Source organism: Variovorax sp. GW821-FHT10D07 (assembly GCF_059415325.1).
The window spans coordinates 964,988-986,328 of record NZ_JBWKMZ010000001.1; the positions used below are offsets into that span (position 1 = coordinate 964,988).

Below are 21,341 nucleotides of genomic sequence, written 5' to 3' on the forward strand. Positions count from 1 at the left end.
CGATGTTTCCGGAGCTCCCGGAAAGCCGGGGCCTCGCATGGGAGGACCTGTTCGCGTCGCGCTCCGGGCTCGGCGCCGGTCCGAGGCTGGCGGCCACCCTGCCCTTGCCGATCGACGCGGCGCGGCATCCGGCCAGCGCCCACCGATTCCCCGATGCACCGTGGGCCGCGGCCTGGGTGCTGCTGCAATCGCGCTGGCTGGGCCGGGCAGAGCCGATCCTTCATGAAGCCGCGAGCACCGGCGATGCATTCGCCTCGTCCTTCGCCTGGGATGCGGGACTGACCGCCGCCGAATGGATTGCCGCCATCGACCGCCAACGCGGCGAGGCAGATGCGACGCCGCTGCCCATCGACCCGCCCGCCGTGCTGTGGCTGCGTGACCCCGCGGCGGCGCCCGCGCCGATCCGGCTGCGCTTCAACGCCCAGCCCCCCTGCCTGCATGCCGACGCGGCCGCCGGCTGGCTCGATGCCATCTCGCTGCAGCAGCTGCTCGCGGCAGTGGCCGACACGGCGGCCGACCTCCTGTCGCGCCCCGACGCCCCGATCGCCGAGATTCGCAGCCTGCCGCAGGCCGACCGCGAACGGCAGCTCGCCGAGTGGAACCGCCCCGTGGCACCGCTGGACCGCGCGCTGACCGTGACGGGTCGCTTCCGCGCCCAGGTCGCTGCCGTGCCCGACGCCATCGCGCTGGTCCAGGGCCAGGCGCGCATGAGCTACCGCGAACTCGACCGGCGTTCGGACGTACTCGCGCAGTGCCTGCAACAGCACGGCGTGCAGGCTGGCCACACGGTCGCTCTCGTGCTCGAACGCTCGATCGACGCGGTGGTGGCGCAACTCGCGATCCTCAAGGCCGGTGCGGCCTACCTGCCGATCCCGACCGAGCAACCGCGCGAGCGCATCGCCGCGATGCTGGCGCAGGCCGGTGCGCGGCTGGCGATCACGACCGAGGCGTTCGACGCGCTGCTGCCACCGTCGACCCCGCTGCTGCGCGTGAATGCATGCGCCGATGACGGCCCACGCGGCAGCTGGCGTGAGCCGGACGTCGACGGCGAATCGCTGGCCTACCTCATGTACACCTCGGGCTCCACCGGCACGCCCAAGGGCATAGCGATCTGCCATCGCGCGATCCTGCGCCTGGTCGTGGGCTCGGACTTCGCCGCCTTCGGCCATGGCCTGTCCATGCTGCATGCCGCGCCGCTGGGCTTCGACGCGGCCACGCTCGAGATCTGGGGGCCGCTGCTCAATGGCGGCTGCTGCGTGGTCCATGACGAACGGCTGCCCACCGGCGCGGGGCTCGCGCGCACCATTGCCCGGCACGGCGTGCACACCGCCTGGCTCACGGCCGCGCTCTTCAATGCGGTGGTCGACGACGATCCCGCCCACCTCGCGGGCCTGCGCCACCTGATCACCGGCGGCGAAGCGCTGTCGCTGCCGCATGTGCGGCGCGCGCTCGCTGCACTGCCGGGGCTGGTGCTCAGCAACGGCTATGGCCCGACCGAGTGCACCACCTTCGCGGCGACCCACCGCATTCCCGCCGTGCTGCCCGACACGCTGCGCTCGGTGCCGCTCGGGCGGCCGATCCAGGACACGGTGCTGCGCGTGCTGAGCCCTTCGCTCGCGCTGCTGCCGGCGGGCCTGGTGGGCGAACTCTGCATCGGCGGCCATGGCCTGGCGCGCGGCTACCTGGGCCAGCCCGCGCTGAGCGCGCAGCGCTTCGTCGCCGACCCCTTCGGCGCGGCCGGCGACCGCCTCTACCGCAGCGGCGACCTGGCGCGTTGGCTGCCGGACGGCACGATCGAGTTCGTCGGCCGCCGCGACGGGCAGGTCAAGATCCATGGCCACCGGGTCGAGCTCGGCGAGATCGAGACCGCCCTGCTCGCGCATCCGGCCATCCAGTCCTGCGCGGTGGCCGCGCGGCCCGATGCGGGCGGCGCGTTGCGCCTGGTCGCTTACCTCGTCGCGCGTGCACAGCCGCTGCCCTGGGAGGCGCTGCGCGCCCACCTCGCGGCCCGGCTGCCCGCCGCGCTGCTGCCTTCGGCGCAGCTGTGGCTGCCCCGGCTGCCCCTCACGCCCAACGGCAAGCTCGACCGCCAGGCCCTGCCCGAGCCGGCCGGCGAACGCCCCGCGCTCGCGCAGGCCTACGAGGCGCCGCGCGATGCCGCCGAGCAGGCGGTGTGCGAGGCCTTCGCGCAGGCGCTGCAGCTCGCCGAGGTCGGCCGGCACGACAACTTCTTCGACCTCGGCGGCGACTCGATGCGAGTGCTGCAGGTATTGGCCGTGCTCCAGCGCGACCGGCGCGCGCCGCTGTCGACCAACCTGTTCTTCAGCCATCCCACGCCCGCGGCGATCGCGGCCCGGCTGCGTCCGGGCGGCAAGGCGAAAGCCCGCGCCGCCATCGAGGCGCCGCGCGAACGCGCCGTGGCCGCCGACGCCGATGTCGACGCCATCGCCCTCATCGGCACCGCCGGCCGCTTTCCGGGCGCGGCCGACGTCGAGCAGTTCTGGGACAACCTCGTGGCCGGCCGCGACAGCATCAGCTTCTTCGACGATGCCACGCTCGACGCCGGCGTGAGCGAGGCGCTGCGGCGCGACCCGGCCTATGTGCGGGCGCGCGGCGTGATCGACGGCATCGAGGACTTCGACGCGGCCTTCTTCGGCATCGCGCCGAAGGAAGCCGCGCTGATGGACCCGCAGCAGCGCGTGTTCCTCGAGATCTGCTGGGAATGCCTGGAGCGCGCGGGCTACGTGCCCGATGCCGCGCCGGGCCCGGTCGGCGTGTATGCCGGCATGTACAACGCCAGCTACGCGCAGCGCCACCTGAGCACCCGGCCCGACCTGGTCGAGGCGGTCGGCGAGTTCCAGACGATGCTGGCCAACGAGAAGGACTACATCGCCACCCGCGTCGCGCACCGGCTCAACCTCACCGGGCCGGCGGTCAGCGTGCACACCGCCTGCTCGACCTCGCTGGTCGCGGTGGCCCAGGCCTTCCATGCGCTGCGCAGCGGCCAGTGCTACATGGCGCTGGCCGGCGGCGCCGCGGTCACCTGCCCGCCGCGCAGCGGCTACCTCTACAACGAGGGCGCGATGCTCTCGCCCGATGGCCATACGCGCAGCTTCGACGCCAAGGCGCAGGGCACCGTCTTCAGCGACGGCGCGGCCGTGGTGCTGCTCAAGCGGCTGGCCGACGCGCAGGCCGACGGCGACACCATCCATGCCGTGCTGCGCAGCGCCTGCGTCAACAACGACGGCGGCGCGAAGGCCAGCTTCACCGCGCCCAGCGTGGACGGGCAGGCGGCGGTGATCCGCGCGGCGCTGGCCGCGGCCCGGGTCGATGCGCGCAGCATCTCCTTCGTCGAGGCGCATGGCACCGCCACGCCGATGGGCGACCCGATCGAGGTCGAGGCGCTGGCCAGCGCCTTCGCCGAGCACACCGATGCGCTGGACTTCTGCACGCTGGGCTCGCTCAAGAGCAACGTCGGCCACATGGTCACGGCCGCCGGCGCGGCCGGACTGATCAAGACGGCGCTGGCGCTGCAGCACGAATGCATACCGCCAACCGCGCATTTCACCGCGCCGCATCCCGCGATCGGCTTCGAGCGCACGCCCTTTCGTGTCAACCCGGATCCGAAGCCCTGGCCACGTGGCGCGCAGCCGCGCCGCGCCGGCGTGAGCTCGTTCGGCGTGGGCGGCACCAATGCCCACGTCATCGTCGAGGAAGCGCCCGCGCGCGCGCCCTCGGCACCCGACGAGGGCATGCACGTGCTGCCGCTGGCCGCGCGTTCCGAGGCCGCGCTGGCGCTGGCGACCGAGCAGCTCGCGGCCCACCTCGAGACCCATCCGGAGGATTCGCTGGCCGACGTGGCCCACACGCTCGCGGTCGGCCGCAAGGCGTACGCCTTCCGCCGCGTGGTGGTGGCGGCCCGCGCGCACGACGCGGTGGCCGCGCTGCGCGACCCCGGTTCGCCATGGCGCGCGAGCGGCAGCGTGGGCGCGCGGGTGCCGCAGCTGGTGCTGATGTTCCCGGGCCAGGGCGCCCAGTACGCCGGCATGGGCCGGGCGCTGCACGCGGGCGATCCGGTGTTCGCGGCCGCCTTCGACGACGCCCTCGCGGCCTTCGCGGGCGAACTGGACGTCGACCTGCGCGAGCGCATGTTCTCGGCCGATCCGCAGGCCCTGCTGCCGACCTCCGTCGCGCAGCCGGCCCTGTTCACGCTCGAATACGCGCTGGCGCGCCGCCTGCTGTCGCTCGGCGCCCGGCCGCAGCTGCTGATCGGCCACAGCGTCGGCGAGTTCGTCGCCGCCGTGCTGGCCGGCGTGATGCGGCTCGAGGATGCGGCCCGCCTGGTCGCGCGCCGCGGCGCGCTGATGCAGGCGCAGCCGGCGGGCGCGATGCTGTCGGTGCGCCTCGGCGCGGCCGAGCTGCTCGCGCGGCTCGATCCCTCGCTGTCGCTCGCGGCGGACAACGGCCCCACGGCCTGCGTGGCGGCGGGGCCGTCGGAGGCCATCGCCGCCCTGCAGGCCTCGCTGCAGCGGGAAGACATCGCGAGCCGCGCGCTGCAGACCTCGCACGCCTTCCACTCCTCGATGATGGACGAGGTGGTCGCGCCCTTCGAGGCGCTGGTGCGGCAGGTCGCGCTGTGCGCGCCGCGGATTCCCATCGTCTCGACGCTCACCGGCCAGCCGCTCGGTGAGGTGGAAGCCACCAGCGCCGCCTACTGGGCCCAGCATGTGCGCGGCACCGTGCGCTTCTCGCCCGCGCTGCGCGACACCCTCGCGCGGCTGTCGCAGCCGCTGTTCGTCGAGACCGGTCCACGCAACACGCTGGCCACGCTCGCGCGCCAGCACGCGGGCACGGCGGTGTCCTTGCTGCATGGCGATCCGGCCGACGAGGTGGCGCTGCTGCGGCTGGCCTGCGCGCGGCTGTGGACCTGCGGCGCCGAGATCGAGCTCGCGCGCCTGTCGAACCGAACCGATGCGCGGCGCGTGCGCTTGCCGACCACGCCGTTCGAGCGCCAGCGCTGCTGGGTCGACATCGCGCCCCCTCTTTCCGCTTCCGCCACGGCCGCCACGCCAGCCGCCGCACCCCTCGCCCCCCCGATCGCCCTGGAGTCCACCGTGACCGTTGCAACGCCCTCGCCTCTTCCTCCCGCGTCCACCCTGGACGCTCGCCTGCGCGCGCTGTTCGAGGACATCTGCGGCCTCGACATGGCGCAGGCCGACGGGCATGCGCCGTTCGCCGAACTCGGGCTCGACTCCTTGACGCTGACGCAGGCCGCGACGCAGATCCGCAAGCACTTCAAGGTCGAGCTGAGCTTCCGGCAACTGATGGAAAAGCACCGCAGCTTCGATGCACTGGGCGCCTTCCTGCGCCAGAGCCTGCCGGACGACGAGGCGTCGATCGCCGCCGTGATACCCACGATCGCGGTCCCGCGGCTCGATGAAAACGCGGGCGCATTCCAGCTGCCACAACTGATTGCGCAGCAAATGGAAATCATGCGCCAGCAACTCGCGCTGCTGTCCGGCGTCGCCTCGGTCGCGCCTGCTCCCACCGTAGTCCCGCAGCCCACCGCCGAGGCGGCGCCGGCCGCGACTCCGCCGCAGCGCTACGACGTGGCCAAGGCCTTCGGCGCCATCGCGCGCATCCACACCCAGCGCACGGCCGAGCCCAGCGCGCGCCAGCAGGCGCGGCTCGCGGCCTTCGTGCGCCGCTATGTCGAGCGCACGCGCCGCAGCAAGCAGTTCACCGAGGACAACCGACCCCACATGGCCGATCCGCGCGTGGTCAACGGCTTCCGGCCGCTGACCAAGGAGATCGTCTACCAGATCGTGGTCGAGCGCTCCAAGGGCTCGAAGCTCTGGGACATCGACGGCAACGAGTACGTCGACGCGCTCAACGGCTTCGGCATGAACATGTTCGGCTGGCAGCCCGACTTCGTGCAGGAGGCGGTGCGCCGGCAGCTCGACGCCGGCTACGAGATCGGCCCGCAGCACCCGCTGGCGGCCGACGTCGCCGGCCTGGTCTGCGAGCTCACCGGCAGCGACCGCGCCGGCCTCTGCAACACCGGCTCCGAAGCAGTGATGGCAGCGCTGCGCATCGCGCGCACCGTCACCGGCCGCAGCACGGTGGTGGTGTTCACCGGCTCCTACCACGGCACCTTCGACGAGGTGCTGGTGCGCGCGGGCCGCAACGCCAAGGGCCTGTCCGCCGCGCCCGGCGTGATGAGCGGCATGTTCGGCGACATCCGCGTGCTCGACTACGGCACGCCCGAGGCACTGGCCTTCATCCGCGAGCACGCCGGCGAGCTGGCGGCCGTGCTGGTCGAGCCGGTGCAGAGCCGGCGGCCCGACTTCCAGCCGCGCGAGTTCCTGCACGCGCTGCGCGCCATCACCGAGCAGCAGGGCTGCTGCCTGGTCTTCGACGAGGTCATCACCGGCTTTCGCGTCGCGCTCGGCGGCGCGCAGGCCCTGTTCGGCGTGCGCGCCGACCTCGCCACCTACGGCAAGGTCATCGGCGGCGGCTTTCCGATCGGCGTGGTCGCGGGCCGGCGCGCCTACATGGACGCGCTCGACGGCGGCGCCTGGCAGTACGGCGACGACTCCATCCCGGGCGTCGGCGTCACCTACTTCGCGGGCACTTTCGTGCGCCATCCGCTCGCGCTGGCCGCGGCCAAGGCCGCGCTCACGCACCTGAAGGAAGCCGGCGCGGCGCTGCAGGAGGGCCTGAACCAGCGCACCGGCGCCATGGCCGACGAACTGAGCGCCTGGTGCCTGGAGGTCGGCGCGCCGATCGCCATACGGCACTGCGGATCGCTGTGGCGCGTGCACTGGCTCGAGGAGCATCCGCTGCAGGACCTGCTGTTCGCCATGATGCGCAGCCGCGGCATCCACATCCTCGACAACTTCCCCTGCTTCCTGACCAGCGCCCACGGCGCGCAGGACATCGCGGCCATCCAGGCGGCGTTCAAGGCCTCCGTGGCCGAGCTGCAGGAGTCGGACTTCCTGCCGCGCCGCGCGCCCAGTCCCTTGAGCTTCGACGTGCGCAAGAACGCGCAGGACGGCTCGGTGCTCGCCCGCGACGTCGACGGCCAGCCCTTCTGGTACGTGCCGGTCGCCGACGGCGGCGCGGTGCCCGCGGTGACGGACCCGGCCCCGGCCGGTGGCGCGAACGCCAAGGCGGTCGCATGAACGCCGTGCTTCGCCCCACCCCCGGTGCCATCGACACCGCGCCGGCCCGCGGCAGCGTCGAGTGCGTGATTCCCACCACCGAATCGCAGCGCGAGGTCTGGCTCGGCGCCATGCTGAGCGCCGAGGCCTCGCTGGCCTACAACGAATCGGTGCTGCTGCGGCTGCGCGGCACGCTCGATGCGCAGGCCCTGTCGCGCGCGCTGGCGCGGCTGGTGCAGCGCCACCAGTCGCTGCGCGCCACCCTCTCGCCCGATGGCCGCAGCATGCTGGTCGGCGGCGGCGATGCGCCGGCCCTCGAGCTGCGCGACCTGCGCACGCTCGATGCGACGGGCTGCGCGCAGGCGCTCGACGCCGCGCACCGAGCCGCGGTGTGCACCCCATTCCCGCTCGAGCAGGGTCCGTTGTTCCGGGCTGCGCTGTACCGGCTCGGCGATGCCGAGCATGAACTCGTGATGTCGGCGCACCACGTGGTGTGCGATGGCTGGTCGTGGGCGGTCATCGCCGAGCAGCTCGGCCATCTCTATGCCGACGAGATCGGCGAGGGCCTGCCGCTGCGCGCCGCGCCGAGCTACGCGGCCTTCGCGGCCGAGGAAGCCGCCGAGGCGGCCGGGCCCGCCATGCAGGCGCATGTGGACCATTGGCTCGCGCGCTTCGCCGGTAGCCTGCCGGTGCTCGAGCTGCCGACCGACCGCCCGCGCCCGGCGGTGCGCGGCTTCGATTCGCAACGCATCGAGCGCCGGCTCGACCGCACGCTGGTGAGCGCGATGCGCGCCGCGAGTGCGAAGTCCGGCACCAGCCTGTTCGCGGGGTTGCTGGCCGCCTTCGCCGCCACGCTGCACCGCCTGAGCGGGCAGGACGACATCGTGATCGGCATTCCCGCCTCGGGGCAACTCTCGCGCGACATGCCGGGGCTGGTCGGCCATTGCGTGAACCTGCTGCCGCTGCGCCTCGCGGTGCACGGGCAACAGCGCTTCGACGCGCTGATGGGCGAATGCGGCACGGCCGTGCTCGATGCCTTCGAGCACCAGTCGCTGACCTATGGCGCGCTGCTCGGCAAGCTCTCGCTGGAGCGCGACGCGAGCCGCCAGCCGCTGGTGAGCGTGATGTTCAACCTCGACCCCGACGTGGCCGGCAGCGCGCAGAACTTCACCGGCCTCGCGGTCACGCAGGACACGGTGCCGCGGCGCTACGAGAACTTCGAGCTGTTCCTCAACCTGCGGCCGGCCGAGGGCGGCCTGGTGGTCGAGGCCCAGTACAACACCGGCCTGTTCGACGAGGCCAGCGTGCGGCGCTGGCTCGACATGTTCGAGTGCCTGCTGCGCTCGGCCGTGCAGGCACCGGACCAGACCATCGGCCGGCTGGCGCTGCTCTCGCCCGAGGCGGCGCGCGAGCTGCTCGCGCTGCAACCCGCGCCGAGCCCGCTGGCGGACCTGCCGTTCGCGCATGCCGGCTTCGAGGCCAGCGCGCTGCTGCAGCCCGAGCGCCCCGCGATCCGCGACGGTTCGCGCCGCTGCAGCTACGCCCTGCTCGACGCGCAGTCGAACCGGCTCGCGCATGCGCTGCGCGAACGCGGCATGGGCCGCGGCCAGCGCGTGGGCCTGTGCCTGGAGCGCGGCATCGACATGGTCGTCGCACTGCTGGCGGTGCTGAAGTCGGGCGCGGCCTACGTGCCGCTCGACCCGGGCTTTCCGCAGGCACGGCTCGACCACTACGCCGAGGATGCCCGCCTCGGCCTGCTGCTCACCACGTCCGACATCGCGACCGCGCCGCGCGGCTGGCGTGCCGATGCCGCCGAGCGCGTGTTCGAACTCGACCGCGACACCGCCTGGCAGCGCGCGCCCGCGGGCGCGCTGCCGCCCAGTGGCGACGATGCCGGCCCCGAGGACGCGGCCTACGTCATCTACACCTCCGGCTCGACCGGCACGCCCAAGGGCGTGTGCGTGCCGCATCGTGCGGTGGCGAACCTGCTGCAGTCGATGCGCAAGGCGCCGGGCCTCGGCGAGGGCGACCGGCTGGCCGCGGTCACCACCTTGTCCTTCGACATCGCGGTGGCCGAATTGCTGCTGCCGCTGGCCGCGGGCGCCGAGATCGTGATGGTCCCGCGCGAGACCGCGATGGACGGCCGCCGCCTGCGCGCGCTGCTCGAGGAGGAGGACGTCACCGTGCTGCAGGCCACGCCCGGCATGTGGCAGCTGCTGCTCGACGCGCAGTGGCCCGGCGCGCCCGGCTTGCGCGGCTGGATCGGCGGCGAGCCGGTCCGCGGGCGGCTCGCGCTCGAGCTGCTCGAGCGCTGCGCGCAGCTGTGGAACGTCTACGGCCCGACCGAGACCACCGTCTGGTCCACGGCCTGGAACATGCGACGCGACACCATCGCCGCGCATGGCGTGTCGATCGGGCAGCCGATCGACAACACCAGCGTCTGGATCCTCGATGCCGCGCTGCAGCCCTGCCCCGTCGGCGTGCCGGGCGAGATCTGCATCGGCGGCGAGGGCCTCGCGCTCGGCTACCTCGAGCGGCCCGAGCTGACCGCGGAGCGCTTCGTCAGCGCGCGCATCCTCGGGCAGGCCACTGCCCTCTACCGCACCGGCGACCGCGGCCGCTGGCGCAACGACGGCCTGCTCGAGCATCTGGGACGGCTGGACTTCCAGGTCAAGGTGCGCGGCTACCGCATCGAGCCCGGCGAGATCGAGGCGCGCTGCAACGAGGCGGCGGGCGTGTCGCGCAGCGTGGTCGTGGCGCGCGAGGACCGGCCCGGCGACGTGCGGCTGGTGGCCTACCTGGCGCTGCAGCCCGGCGCCGCGGGCGCGGCCTTCGAGCTCGGCGCGCTGATGCAGCACCTGCGCGAAAACCTGCCGGCCTTCATGCTGCCGCAGCACGTGGTGACCCTGCCCGTGCTGCCCACGTTGCCGAACGGCAAGCTCGACCGCGTCGCGCTGCCGCCGCCGGGCGCGCTGCCGCGCGCGGCGGTGCAGCGCGGTGCCGGCCCCGCCAACGAGGTCGAGCGCAAGGTGCTCGCGGCGATGGAGCAGGTGCTGAGCCTGCCGGGCATGGACATGGGCGACGACTTCTTCACCCTGGGCGGCCATTCGCTGCTGGCCGCGCGGCTGGCCACGCTGCTGAGCCGCGAGTTCGATCTGGCGCTGCCGCTGCGCACCCTGTTCGAGGCGCCGACGGCGCAGCGGCTGGCCGCCGCCATCGTCGCCCTGCGCGGCGCGGGCGAAACGCGGCAGACCGCACTGCCCTGCCACTTCGAGCGCGAGCTGGCGCCGATGACGCCGTCGCAGGAACGCATCCGCTTCATGGAGGAGCTGCACCCGGGCCGCTCGGTCTACAACGCGCCCTCGGCGCAGCGGCTGCTCGGCGCCTTCGACGCCGCGCGCTTCGAGGCCGTGCTGCGCGAGATCATCCGCCGCCAGCCCGCGCTGCGCACCTGCATGGGCGTGGATCCGGCCAACGGCGCGCCGGTGCAACGGATCGCCCGCGCGGTCGACTTCTCGCTGCCCGTGATCGACCTGCGCGAGCTGCCGGCCGACCAGCGCGAGGCCGAGCTCGCCGAGCGCATGCAGGAGCTGGCCGACCGCCCGATCGACATCCACCGCGCGCCGATGCTGCACGCCGCGCTGTTCCGCATCGACGAGGACGCGCATGTCTTCGTGTTCGTGCCGCACCACCTGGTCTGGGACGGCTGGTCCTTCGACCTGCTGCAGGCCGAGCTGGCCGCGCTCTACGACGCGGCCGAGCGTGGCCGCCCGCACGCGCTGCCCGCGCTCGCGACCACGCACGGCGACTATGCCGAGTGGCTGGCCGGCTGGATGGCCACGCCCGAGTTCGAGGCGCAGCGCGCGCTGTGGCGCGAGCGCGCCGCCGCCGTGGCCGCGCCGCGCCTGCCGCGCACCGACATGCCGCGCCGCGCCGGCAGGAGCGGCCAGGGCGGTTCCCAATGGATCGCCATCGACCTGCCCGCCACCCAGCGGCTGCGCGAGACCGCGCGCGAACTCGACGTGACGCTCAGCATGTTCACTTTCGCGATCCATGCGCTCGCGATGGGCCGCACCATCGGCAGCGACACCCTCGTGGTCGCCAACCCCGTGCGCGGCCGGCAGCAGCCCGAGACCGAGAACGTGATGGGCGTCTTCAACAACATGCTGCCGGTGTCGCTGCGCATCGACCTCGGCCTGACGCTGCCCGCGTACCTGCGCTACGTGAAGCAGGAGCTGCTCGCGCTGATGGCCTGCCAGCAGGTGCCGTTCGAGCGACTGGTGGCCGAGCCCGGCGGCCCGGCCCGGGCGGCCGGCGCCTACCAGACGATGTTCTCGTTCCAGGATGCGCGCGAACGCGGTTCCCGCATCGGCAGCCTGCGCACGCAGCAGATGCACCTGCTGCAGCGCGGCGCCACCGACGACATCGGCGTGTGGCTGCTCGACACCCCGCACGGGCTCGAGGGCGCGCTGATCTACAACGCCGACATCTACCTGCGCGAGACCGGCGCCCGGCTGCGCGAGCGCTACCTCGAACTGCTGCGCCGCGCGGCCGACCGCCCGCACGCGACGCTCGCGCAGCTGGCCAGCGAGGAAGGCTCGCCCAGCGCCGCCTACCTGCGCAAGCTCGCGGCCGAGCCGCCCGAAGCGTTGGCACCGCAGGCCGCGGCGGCGGCGCTGCCGCTCGCCGACGTGCTGCCGCCCGAGCATGCGCGGCTGGCGCAGATCTGGGCCGACGTGATCGGCATCGACGTCAACGAGATCCGCGCCAGCGACAACTTCTTCGACCTCGGCGGCGATTCGCTGCTGGTGCAGCGCTCGGTCGAGCGGACCGCGCTGACCCTGGGCCACCGCGTCGAGCCGCGCCGCTACCTGTTCGAGAACCTGGCGCAGCTGGCGGCCTCGCCGCCCTCGGCGGACATCGCGCCGGCCGGGGCCGGGGAGCCAAAGCGCGCGCCGACGCCCGGCCGCACGCTCGGGCTGCTGGGACGCACCCTCAGCGGCTGGCTGCGCGGGGACCGGGCATGAACGTGACAAGTTACGCCCTCTCGATCGACGCGCCCGTGTGCCGCTACGTCGACCTCGACCTGCGGCTGGACCCGGACTGCGAACGCGAGCTGTCCGAGGAGGAGCGCGTGCGCGCATCGCGCCTGCACTTCGGCATCGACCGCGAGCGCTTCATCGCCGCCCACGTCGCGCTGCGGCGCGCGCTGGCCGAGCAGAGCGCGCTGCGCGCCGACACGCTGTGCCTGGTCTGCGGACCGTTCGGCAAGCCGTGGATGCCCGAGCGCCCGCGCATCCGCTTCTCGCTGAGCCACAGCCATGCGCTGGCGCTGATCGCGGTCGGCACACGCGGCCCGCTGGGCGCCGACGTGGAACACCTGCGCCCCGTGCCCGACGCGCTGACGCTGGCCGAGCGCCACTTCACGCCCCGCGAGTACGAGGCCCTGCTCGCGCTGCCGGCCGCACGGCGCGGGCTCGCCTTCCTCACCTGCTGGACGCGCAAGGAAGCCTGCCTCAAGGCCATCGGCCTGGGCCTGCGGGTGCGGCCCGACACGGTCGAGGTGGGTCTGCGGCCCGAGCTGCGCAGCGTCGAGGTCCCGCTGGGCGGCCGCATCCTGTGGCTGGTGGTGGGCCCGGCGCCCGCGCGGGCCGGCAGCGTGGCCTCGCTCGCCGAATGGCGCGCGCCCGAGACGCTGTTCGACACGCCCGAGGCGCTGTCGCAGATGCTCGCCATGCAGGCCCTGCGCGCGAACCCGGGCGCGGCCTTCGCCGGCGACCCGGTCCGCGGCGTGGAGGTGGCGCGATGATGGCCCGCCCGCTCATGTTCGGGCCGGCCTCGCGCCAGCTGTTCGGCCTGTTCCATCCCGCCGAACAGGCGCACCCGGGCGACACCGCGGTGCTGCTGTGTCCGCCCTTCGGCCAGGAAGGCCTGCGCACGCACCGCTTCTTCAAGGTGCTGGCCGAACGGCTCGCCCGCTCGCGCATCGCGACCCTGCGCTTCGACTTCCACGGCACCGGTGATTCACCGGGCGACGAGCGCGCGGGCGAACTCGACGGCTGGCGCCGCGACCTGTGCTCGGCGCACGAGACGCTGCGCGGGCTGGCGCCCGACGCGCGCATCGTCTGGGTCGGTGCGCGCCTGGGCGCCACCCTCGCCGTGCTCGCGGCGCGCAACGGGCGCTGCGACCCGGCCCGGCTGGTGCTGTGGGAGCCGGTGATCGACGGCCCGCGCTATGCACGCATGCTGCGCGAGCGGCACGTGGAGGCGGTCGACACCAGCTTCTGCATCCCCGACCTCGGCTGGCGGCGCGGCTACCTGCGCGATGCCCAGGCCGTGCCCGAGGAGGCGTTGGGCGTGTCGCTCTCGACGCAACTGCGCGCCCAGCTCTCGGCGCTCGTACCGGCCTCGCTGCCGCTGACCGCGCTGCACGACACGCTGGTGCTCGCGCGTCCCGACGAGGCCCACACCGCCCAGTGGGCGGCCGAGCAGCAGTCGCGCCACATGCCGGTGCGCCTTGCCTACTTCCAGCACCGGCTCGACTGGACCGCCGATCCCTATCCCAACAGCGCCATGGTTCCGGCCGATGCGCTCAATCGCCTGCAAGGGGCCCTCCATGAGTGACATGACCCAAAGCCCGGTGCGCTTCGGCCACGGCGACGGCCTGCTCGGCATGCTGACCGAGCCCGTGCAATGCCAGCCGCTGCCGGTGTGCTGCCTGATGCTCAACATGGGCGCCAACCATCGCGTCGGGCCGCGGCGCATCAACGTCAAGCTGGCCCATGCGCTGGCCGCCCAAGGCATGAGCAGCCTGCGGCTGGACCTCGGCGGCATCGGCGACAGCGAGGCGCCCGGCGGCGCGAGCGCGGTGCCGCTGGCGCTGCGCGCGGTGCACGACCTGCAGGCGGCCATGGACCTGGTGGAAGCGCGGCTCGGCATCCGCCGCTTCGTGATCGTCGGCATGTGCTCGGGCGCCGAGCATGCGATGAGCGCCGGCATGGTCGATGCGCGCGTGATCGGCCTGTCGCTGTTCGACGGCTTCGCCTTTCCGCAGCGGCGCGCGCGCTGGGAACGCACGCTGCGCCGCGCGCTGGCCGCGCCCGCCCATCCCGCCTTCGCGGGCAAGGTGCGGCGCTGGATCGGGCGCGGTCTGTCGCGCTGGCTGTCGCGTTCCGGCGCGGCGCGGCCGCTGCCCGGCTTCTTCAGCGAGGAGCTGCCGCCGGTCGTCGCCGAAGCCTGGTTCCGCGCCACCATGCGGCGCCTGTGGGCGCGCCAGGTGGCGCTGCACTTCCTCTACTCGGGTTCGCTGCATGTCAGCGACCGCGGGCGCGACCAGCTCGGCGCGTTCCGCGACGAACCCTTCCTGCAGGCCGCGCAGTACGACTTCCTGCGCGACCTCGATCACACGGTCTGCACGGCCCGGGGGCAGCAGCTGTTCCTCGGCGCCGTGGGCGACTGGGTGATCGCCCGCGCCCGCGGCACCGCCGCCGAGCGCCGCAGCCCCGGCACCGCCGCGGCCCCGCTCGAGCCGCCCATCGCGGGCGCGCTCGCGCCGCAGTAACCCCTCACGGAATTCCAAGGACACCCCATGACGCCCCTCGTTTCAACCGCCCCCGCCGCACAGCCGGGGCACCGCGCGCGCTTCGGCGTCGCGGCCGTGGCCGCACTGCTCGCGCTCGGCCTGGCCGGCTGCGGCATCCCGGGCTTCAGCTCGCCCGACAGCGGCACCTGGCGCAGTTCGGGTAACGCGGGCAGCACGGGCGGCAGCGGGCCGACCGGCGCGCGCGGCGAACCGCGGATCGTGCCGATCACGCCCGCGCTGGTGCGCGAGCTGGCCGCGCGCCAGCCGACGGGGCCGTCGCCCGAGGTCCGCGAACTGTTCGGCAAGTCGCCGGCCTACACGATCGGCGCCGGCGACGTGATCGGCATCGTGGTCTACCGCCATCCGGAGCTGATGCCCAGCCAGGGCGCCGTGATCTCGCAGCAGACCGACGCCACCGGCGTGAGCGTCGCGCCGGGCTTCATCGTGGACGGCGAAGGCGAGATCAGCTTTCCCTACATCGGCCGCACCAAGGTGGAAGGCCTGACCGAGAGCGCCGCCTCCGAGATGATCGCCAGGCGCATCGCGCCCTTCGTCAAGGACCCGCTGGTCAGCGCGCGCATCCAGACCTTCCGCAGCCGCCGCGTCTACGTCGAGGGCGACGTGCGCATGCCGGGCCTGCAGATCTTCACCGACGTGCCGATGACGCTGGCCGAGGCCCTGAGCCGCGCGGGCAGCACCAACGCCAGCGCCGACCGCTCGCGCATCGTGCTCACGCGCGGCGGGCGCGCGCTGACGATCGACCTGCCGGCGCTGCAGGTCCAGGGCTACGACGCGGGCCGCATCCCGCTGCGCAGCGGCGACGTCGTGAACGTCGGCACGCGCGACGACAGCCGCGTCTACGTGATGGGCGAGATCCTGCGGCCCTCGGCCCTGCTGATGCGCAACGGCCGGCTGAGCCTCAACGAGGCGATCGGCGACGCCGGCGGCCCCGAGCTGCAGACCTCCTCGCCCGGGCAGATCTACGTGGTGCGCAACGCGAGCGGCGACGTGCCCGACGTCTACCACCTCGACGCGAAGAACCCGGTGGCGCTCGCGCTGGCCGACCGCTTCGAGCTGCGGCCGCGCGACGTGGTCTACATCGACCCGGTGCCGCTGGTGCGCTGGAACCGCGTGATCAGCCTGATCCTGCCCGCCGCCCAGGTCGTGAACCTCGGCGGCACGGCGAGCCGCCGCTGATGGCGCGCCGTTCGCCAGGCTCCCCCGCTCCCGCCCCCGACAGACCACGAGGTGAACCCATGAATGCCCGATCGCTCATCGCGGCCCCCGCGCCCGCGGACCCGCCGGCCGATGCTCCCCTGGCGCGCTCGCGCCTGCGGGAACACATCGACCTCTTTCTCGACAACCGCTGGACGATCGCGAAGTTCGTCGCGGCCGCGCTGCTGCTGGGCGCGCTCTACACCCTGTTCGGTCCGCGCGTGTACGAGGCCAACGTGCTGCTGCAGGTGGAAGACGCCGAGCGCTCGGGCGGCACCCTGCTGGGCGAGTCGGCGAGCAGCGCGCTCAACGCCAAGACGCCGACCGCGGGCGAGGCCGAGATCCTCAAGTCGCGGCTGGTGCTGGGCCAGGCGATCGAGGACACCAAGCTCTACATCGAGGCCCGGCCGCTGTACCTGCCGCTGATCGGCGCCTGGCTCGCGCGCGGCACCAGGGAACTGTCGCAGCCCGGCCTGCTGGGCATGGGCGGCTACGTCCACGGCGCCGAACGCATCGTCGTCGCGCAGATGGACGTGCCGCCCGAGCTCGAGGGCTCGCGCTTCCTGCTCACGGCGGGCACGCGCAGCGGCTTCACGCTGACGCATCCGAAGCTGGCCGAACCGATCGTCGGCACGGTGGGAGCGCCGCTCGACGTGGAGACCGCGCTCGGGCCGCTGCACCTGCTGGTGGGCTCGATGGCCGGCCTGCCGGGCGCGCAGTTCGAGCTGGTGCGCCAGTCGAAGCAGCTCACGTTGCTCGCACTGCAGCGCGACCTGCGCGTGATCGAGAAGGGCAAGCAGTCCTCGGTGATGGACCTGAGCTGGCAGCACGGCGACCGCATGCAGCTGGCCACCCTGCTCAACGAGGTGGCGCGGCTGTACGTGCGGCTCAACATCGACCAGAAGACCGCGCAGGCGCAGCGCGCGCTCGACTTCCTGGGCGGCGAGCTGCCCAAGCTCAAGTCGCAGCTCGAGCAATCCGAGGAAGCCTACAACCAGTACCGCAACCAGAACGGCACCATCAGCCTGGACGACGAGGCACGCAATGCGCTGACGCAGAACGTGACCCTGCAGGCCAAGCTCTTCGATGCCACCCAGAAGCGGCTCGAGCTGACCGAGCGCTTCACCGCGCGCGATCCCAGCGTGCAGACCATCGACGCGCAGATCGCCGCGTTGCGCAAGGGGCTCGGCACCGTCGAGCTCAGCATCCGGCGCATGCCGCAGCTGCAGCAGAACGCGCTGCGCATGCAGCGCGACATCAAGGTCAACACCGACCTCTACGTGGCGCTGCTCAACAGCTCGCTGCAGATGCGGCTCGCGAAGGAAGGCCGCATCGGCAACGTGCGCGTGCTCGACCCGGCGCTGCAGCCCGAGAAGCCGATCCGCCCCAGGGCGGCGATCGCGATGGGCCTGGCGCTGGTGGCGGGGCTGTTCGCGGGCCTGGGCGCGGTGCTGCTGCACCGCTCGTGGCGCGCCACGGTCGCGAGCCCGGCCGAGATCGAGGCCCACACCGGGCTCGAGGTCTACAGCACGGTGGCGCTGAGCCGGCACCAGCGCCTGCTCGACCGCGCGGCGCAGCACGGCCTGCCCGGCGTGCACGTGCTGGCGATGCAGCACCCCGAAGACCCGGCGCTCGAGGGCGTGCGCCGGTTGCGCACCGCGCTCAAGTTCGCGCTGCCGGGCGCGCGCAACAACCGCATCATGGTGTCGAGCGCCACGCCGGGCGCCGGCAAGAGCTTCGTCTCGGCCAACCTGGCGGTGGTGCTCGCCGCCGGCGGCCGGCGCGTGCTGCTGATCGACGCCGACCTGCGGCGCAGCAGCCTGGGGCCGTACTTCGGACTGGCGCCGCAGGACGGCCTGGCGGAGCTGCTGCTCGGCGAGATCGACGAACGGGCCGCGATCCACCGCGCCGTGCTGCCGCAGCTCGACGTGATGGCCAGCGGCGTGCCGCCGCGCGACCCCACCGGCCTGCTGTGTGGCGATGCCTTCGCGCGGCTGCTCGATCGGCTCTCGCAGCGCTACGACACGGTGATCGTCGATGCGCCGCCCACGCTGCTGGCCTCGGAGGCGGCCGAGATGGCGGTCCACATGGGCACGCTGCTGATGGTGGCGCGCGCCGGCGACAACGAGCTCGGCGACCTGACGCAGAGCATCAAGGAACTGCGCCACGCGGGCGCGCGCTTCCAGGGCGTGGTGCTCAACGCGCTCGACGCGCGCCAGCGCTACTACGGCAGCTACGCCTACCGCTATGGCGCCTACCGGGTGCGCGCGCACGAGTATCCGGCCCTCACGCCGCCGCTGGCCGTGCCGGGCGCAACGGGGGCGGCCGCATGAGCCTGCTGCAGACCGCGCCGGCCGCGCCTTCGCTCGAGGGGCGCGCGCTGATGGCCGCCAAGCGCGGCGTCGACATCGCCATGGCGGGCAGCTTCTTCCTGCTGTTCGGCTGGGCCTATGCGCTGGTGTGGATCGGCGTGCTGCTGAGCTCGGGCCGGCCCGCGATCTACATGCAGCCGCGCTACGGCAAGAACGGCCGCGTGTTCCGCTTCTACAAGTTCCGCTCGATGGTGGCCGACGCCGACGGGGTGCTGGCGCGCCACCTGCGCGAGGACGCGGCGGCGCGGCTGCAATGGGCCAAGTACCAGAAGCTGGACCGCGACCCGCGCATCACGCCCTTCGGCGCGATCCTGCGCAAGTACAGCATCGACGAGCTGCCGCAGTTCTGGAACGTGCTCAAGGGCGACATGAGCATGGTCGGCCCGCGCCCCTGCATGTTCTCGCAGAAGGACCTGTACGGCGGCTACTGGGGCCACTACTGCGCGGTGCGCCCCGGCATCACCGGCCTGTGGCAGATCAGCGGCCGCAGCGAGGTGAGCTACCGCCGCCGCGCCGCGATGGACGCCGACTACGTCGCCACGCTGTCGCTGCGCCACGACGTCGCCATTTTGTTCAAGACCTTCGCCGTGGTGGCCGGCGCGCGCGGTTCGGGCTAGCGAAGCCGCCGCATCGATCGATCCCGGATTTTTGAACTTCACGAAAGAACCTATGCGTATCTACGTTGCAGGCCATCGCGGCATGGTGGGCCAATCGCTCTCGAGGCGCCTGCGCGCCATGGGCCACGAGGTCGTCACGCGCGACCGCGAGGCGCTCGACCTGCTCGACCAGGAGGCGGTGCGCCGCTTCTTCGCGAGCGAACGCATCGACCAGGTCTACCTGGCCGCGGCCAAGGTCGGCGGCATCCACGCCAACATGAGCTACCCGGCCGAGTTCATCTACCAGAACCTGATGATCGCGGCCAACGTGACGCACCAGGCCTTCCTCGCGAACGTCACGCGGCTGCTGTTCCTCGGCTCGAGCTGCATCTACCCGCGCCTGGCCGACCAGCCGATCGCCGAGGAGGCGTTGCTCGGCGGCCGGCTCGAGCCGACCAACGAGCCCTACGCGATCGCCAAGATCGCCGGCATCAAGCTGTGCGAGAGCTACAACCGGCAGTACGGCGCCTCGCACGGGATCGACTACCGCAGCGTGATGCCGAGCAACCTCTACGGGCCCGGCGACAACTACCACCTCGAGAACAGCCACGTGGTGCCGGCGCTGATCCGGCGCTTCCACCTCGCCAAGTCCACCGCCGCGCCCAGCGTGCTGATCTGGGGCACGGGCCGCGCGCGCCGCGAGTTCCTCTACGTCGACGACATGGTCGACGGCTGCATCGCGGTGATGAACCTCTCGCGCGCCGTCTACGACACGCACACCGAGCCGATGCGCGCCCACATCAACCTCGGCACCGGGGACGACCTGTCGATCGCCGAGCTGGCCGATCACATCCGCGAGGTGGTCGGCTACCGCGGGCGGATCCAGTTCGACACCTCGCAGCCCGACGGCGCGCCGCGCAAGCTGCTCGAGGTGTCGCGCGCCGCCAGCATCGGCTGGCACGCCACGATGCCGCTGACCGACGGGCTGCGGCGCACCTATGCCGACTACAGCCGCGCGGTGCGGCCGGTCGAGACCCTGGCACCGGCCTGAGCGCCGCCGCCCGCGAACCAACGAACGGCGAGACGCTCATGAGAATCCTGTGCTTCTGGTGCGGCCTCGCCGCGGCGATGCTGTGCGGCCTGCTCGACCCGGTGTGGGGCTACGCGGCGGTGTTCCTGCTGTCGCTGCTGCAGCTCGCGCTGCTTGGCGGCCCGGGCGCGAGCGTGTTCCTGCTCGTGCACTACACCACCCTGCTGACCTACTTCTCGCTCGCGCCGGCGATCCAGATCGCGCAGGACCTGAGCTTCTGGGAAGCCGGCGTGATCGGCACGGTGGCGCACACGCAGGCGCTGATGCTGCTGCTGCTGTACATGGCCGGCGTGGAGGCCGCGCGCTTCGGCGTCGTCGATCCCCCGTTGCGCCACATCGCGGGCATCGCGGGCACCGCGCCGGCGCCCGGCGCGGCGCACCCGCTGCTGTTGCTGGGCCTGCTGGGCGCGGCCTTCGCGGTACTGCTGGCGCGCGCGGACCTCAACTTCGTGGCGCGCGGCCTGCCCGGCGAGATCGAGAACCCGCCGCTGGACTTCATCGTCTACTCGACGCTGCCCAAGCTGGTGGTGCTGATGTGCTTCGTCGCGCTGGCGATCCATGCGCTGCGCCAGCGCACGGCCGCCGCCTGGTGCCTGGCCGCGCTGGCGCTGGCCGCGGCCGCGATCGCGGCGAACCCGGTCAACACCGCGCGCCAGATCCTGCTGATCGGCCTGCTGCCGCTGTTGATCCACGGCCTTGGCCGCTCGCGGCGCTGGACGCTGGCCTTCGTCGTCTTCGCCGCCATCGCGGGCCTGGGCCCGGTGTTCAACCTGCTCTCGCGCGGCAGCATGTGGGGCGAGTCGCTCGCGACCTTTCCCTACAGCCCCGACTTCGACGCGATGTACGTGGTGGCCGGCCTGCTGGAGCGCGCACCGTCGCCCGATCTCGGCTTCGGCCGCTACCTGCTGTCGGGCTTCTCGTTCGTGCTGCCGCGCGACATGAAGCTGTTTCCCGACTTCGACCCGCTGGGCTGGCCCGCCGTGCTCGGCAACTTCTCGCAGAGCAACCTGTCGCTGGCGCAGTTCGCCACCGTCTTCTTCGACTTCGGCCTGCCGGGCCCGCTGGTGTTCGGCTTCCTGCTCTCGAGCCTGTTCCGCCGGGTCGACCGCGCGATCGACACGCACGGCCCGCTCTCGCGCGGCTACCTCGCGGCGCTGGTGCTGCTCGCGGCCTACGTGCCCTTCATGCGCGGGCCGATCCTGGGCTGGGGTCCGTTCGCGGCCTCGGGGCTTATCGCGGCGCTGCTGGTCGGTGCCCTGTGCACCGGCGGCTTCGGTCCCGCGCGCCGCGCGCTCGCACCCCGTCCCGCCACCCACGCATGAG

The 21,341-nt window shown here is 73.0% G+C and carries 10 protein-coding genes; all 10 read left to right on the forward strand.

The features are described from left to right. Positions 1 to 2 precede the first annotated feature (2 nt). Genes AC07PU_RS04400 through AC07PU_RS04445 form a run of 10 tightly spaced genes read left to right on the forward strand, consistent with a single transcriptional unit; the run spans position 3 to position 21,340 of the window. Entirely contained in the window at positions 3 to 7,184 is a 7,182-nt protein-coding gene (locus AC07PU_RS04400) for a hybrid non-ribosomal peptide synthetase/type I polyketide synthase (RefSeq protein ID WP_495315547.1), read from the forward strand. Continuing rightward, entirely contained in the window at positions 7,181 to 12,190 is a 5,010-nt protein-coding gene (locus tag AC07PU_RS04405) for an amino acid adenylation domain-containing protein (RefSeq protein ID WP_495315550.1), read from the forward strand. The genes AC07PU_RS04400 and AC07PU_RS04405 overlap by 4 nt, the downstream gene beginning before the upstream one ends. Further along, positions 12,187 to 12,972 (forward strand): 4'-phosphopantetheinyl transferase family protein, encoded by a 786-nt coding sequence (locus AC07PU_RS04410; protein ID WP_093350063.1) that lies wholly within the window; start codon positions 12,187 to 12,189, stop codon positions 12,970 to 12,972. Before AC07PU_RS04405 ends, AC07PU_RS04410 begins: the two co-directional genes overlap by 4 nt. After that, entirely contained in the window at positions 12,969 to 13,787 is an 819-nt protein-coding gene (locus AC07PU_RS04415; protein ID WP_495315553.1) for a serine aminopeptidase domain-containing protein, read from the forward strand. The genes AC07PU_RS04410 and AC07PU_RS04415 overlap by 4 nt, the downstream gene beginning before the upstream one ends. Continuing rightward, entirely contained in the window at positions 13,780 to 14,724 is a 945-nt protein-coding gene (locus AC07PU_RS04420) for an alpha/beta hydrolase family protein (protein WP_479669154.1), read from the forward strand. Before AC07PU_RS04415 ends, AC07PU_RS04420 begins: the two co-directional genes overlap by 8 nt. A gap of 27 nt (positions 14,725 to 14,751) precedes the next feature. Next, positions 14,752 to 15,942, forward strand: coding sequence for a polysaccharide biosynthesis/export family protein (locus tag AC07PU_RS04425; protein ID WP_495315555.1), 1,191 nt, complete (start codon positions 14,752 to 14,754; stop codon positions 15,940 to 15,942). Between the two features lie 59 nt (positions 15,943 to 16,001). After that, complete coding sequence (locus tag AC07PU_RS04430; protein ID WP_495315557.1) at positions 16,002 to 18,293, forward strand: polysaccharide biosynthesis tyrosine autokinase; 2,292 nt, start codon at positions 16,002 to 16,004, stop codon at positions 18,291 to 18,293. Beyond that, positions 18,290 to 18,949 carry a sugar transferase gene (locus tag AC07PU_RS04435; RefSeq protein ID WP_093350076.1) on the forward strand — a complete coding sequence of 220 codons (660 nt, stop codon included), beginning with the start codon at positions 18,290 to 18,292 and terminating at the stop codon, positions 18,947 to 18,949. The genes AC07PU_RS04430 and AC07PU_RS04435 overlap by 4 nt, the downstream gene beginning before the upstream one ends. A gap of 52 nt (positions 18,950 to 19,001) precedes the next feature. Further along, on the forward strand, positions 19,002 to 19,979 hold the full coding sequence (locus AC07PU_RS04440) for a GDP-L-fucose synthase family protein (RefSeq protein ID WP_495315559.1): 978 nt from the start codon (positions 19,002 to 19,004) through the stop codon (positions 19,977 to 19,979). Positions 19,980 to 20,017: 38 nt separating this feature from the next. Further along, positions 20,018 to 21,340 carry a hypothetical protein gene (locus AC07PU_RS04445; protein ID WP_495315561.1) on the forward strand — a complete coding sequence of 441 codons (1,323 nt, stop codon included), beginning with the start codon at positions 20,018 to 20,020 and terminating at the stop codon, positions 21,338 to 21,340. The last annotated feature ends 1 nt before the right edge of the window (position 21,341 follow it).

Bases quoted from the DNA above. Each gene is read 5' to 3' on its own strand.
- AC07PU_RS04400 (WP_495315547.1), top strand. From the start codon at position 3: ATGTTTCCGGAGCTCCCGGAAAGCCGGGGCCTCGCATGGGAGGACCTG.
- AC07PU_RS04405 (WP_495315550.1), top strand. From the start codon at position 7,181: ATGAACGCCGTGCTTCGCCCCACCCCCGGTGCCATCGACACCGCGCCG.
- AC07PU_RS04410 (WP_093350063.1), top strand. From the start codon at position 12,187: ATGAACGTGACAAGTTACGCCCTCTCGATCGACGCGCCCGTGTGCCGC.
- AC07PU_RS04415 (WP_495315553.1), top strand. From the start codon at position 12,969: ATGATGGCCCGCCCGCTCATGTTCGGGCCGGCCTCGCGCCAGCTGTTC.
- AC07PU_RS04420 (WP_479669154.1), top strand. From the start codon at position 13,780: ATGAGTGACATGACCCAAAGCCCGGTGCGCTTCGGCCACGGCGACGGC.
- AC07PU_RS04425 (WP_495315555.1), top strand. From the start codon at position 14,752: ATGACGCCCCTCGTTTCAACCGCCCCCGCCGCACAGCCGGGGCACCGC.
- AC07PU_RS04430 (WP_495315557.1), top strand. From the start codon at position 16,002: ATGAATGCCCGATCGCTCATCGCGGCCCCCGCGCCCGCGGACCCGCCG.
- AC07PU_RS04435 (WP_093350076.1), top strand. From the start codon at position 18,290: ATGAGCCTGCTGCAGACCGCGCCGGCCGCGCCTTCGCTCGAGGGGCGC.
- AC07PU_RS04440 (WP_495315559.1), top strand. From the start codon at position 19,002: ATGCGTATCTACGTTGCAGGCCATCGCGGCATGGTGGGCCAATCGCTC.
- AC07PU_RS04445 (WP_495315561.1), top strand. From the start codon at position 20,018: ATGAGAATCCTGTGCTTCTGGTGCGGCCTCGCCGCGGCGATGCTGTGC.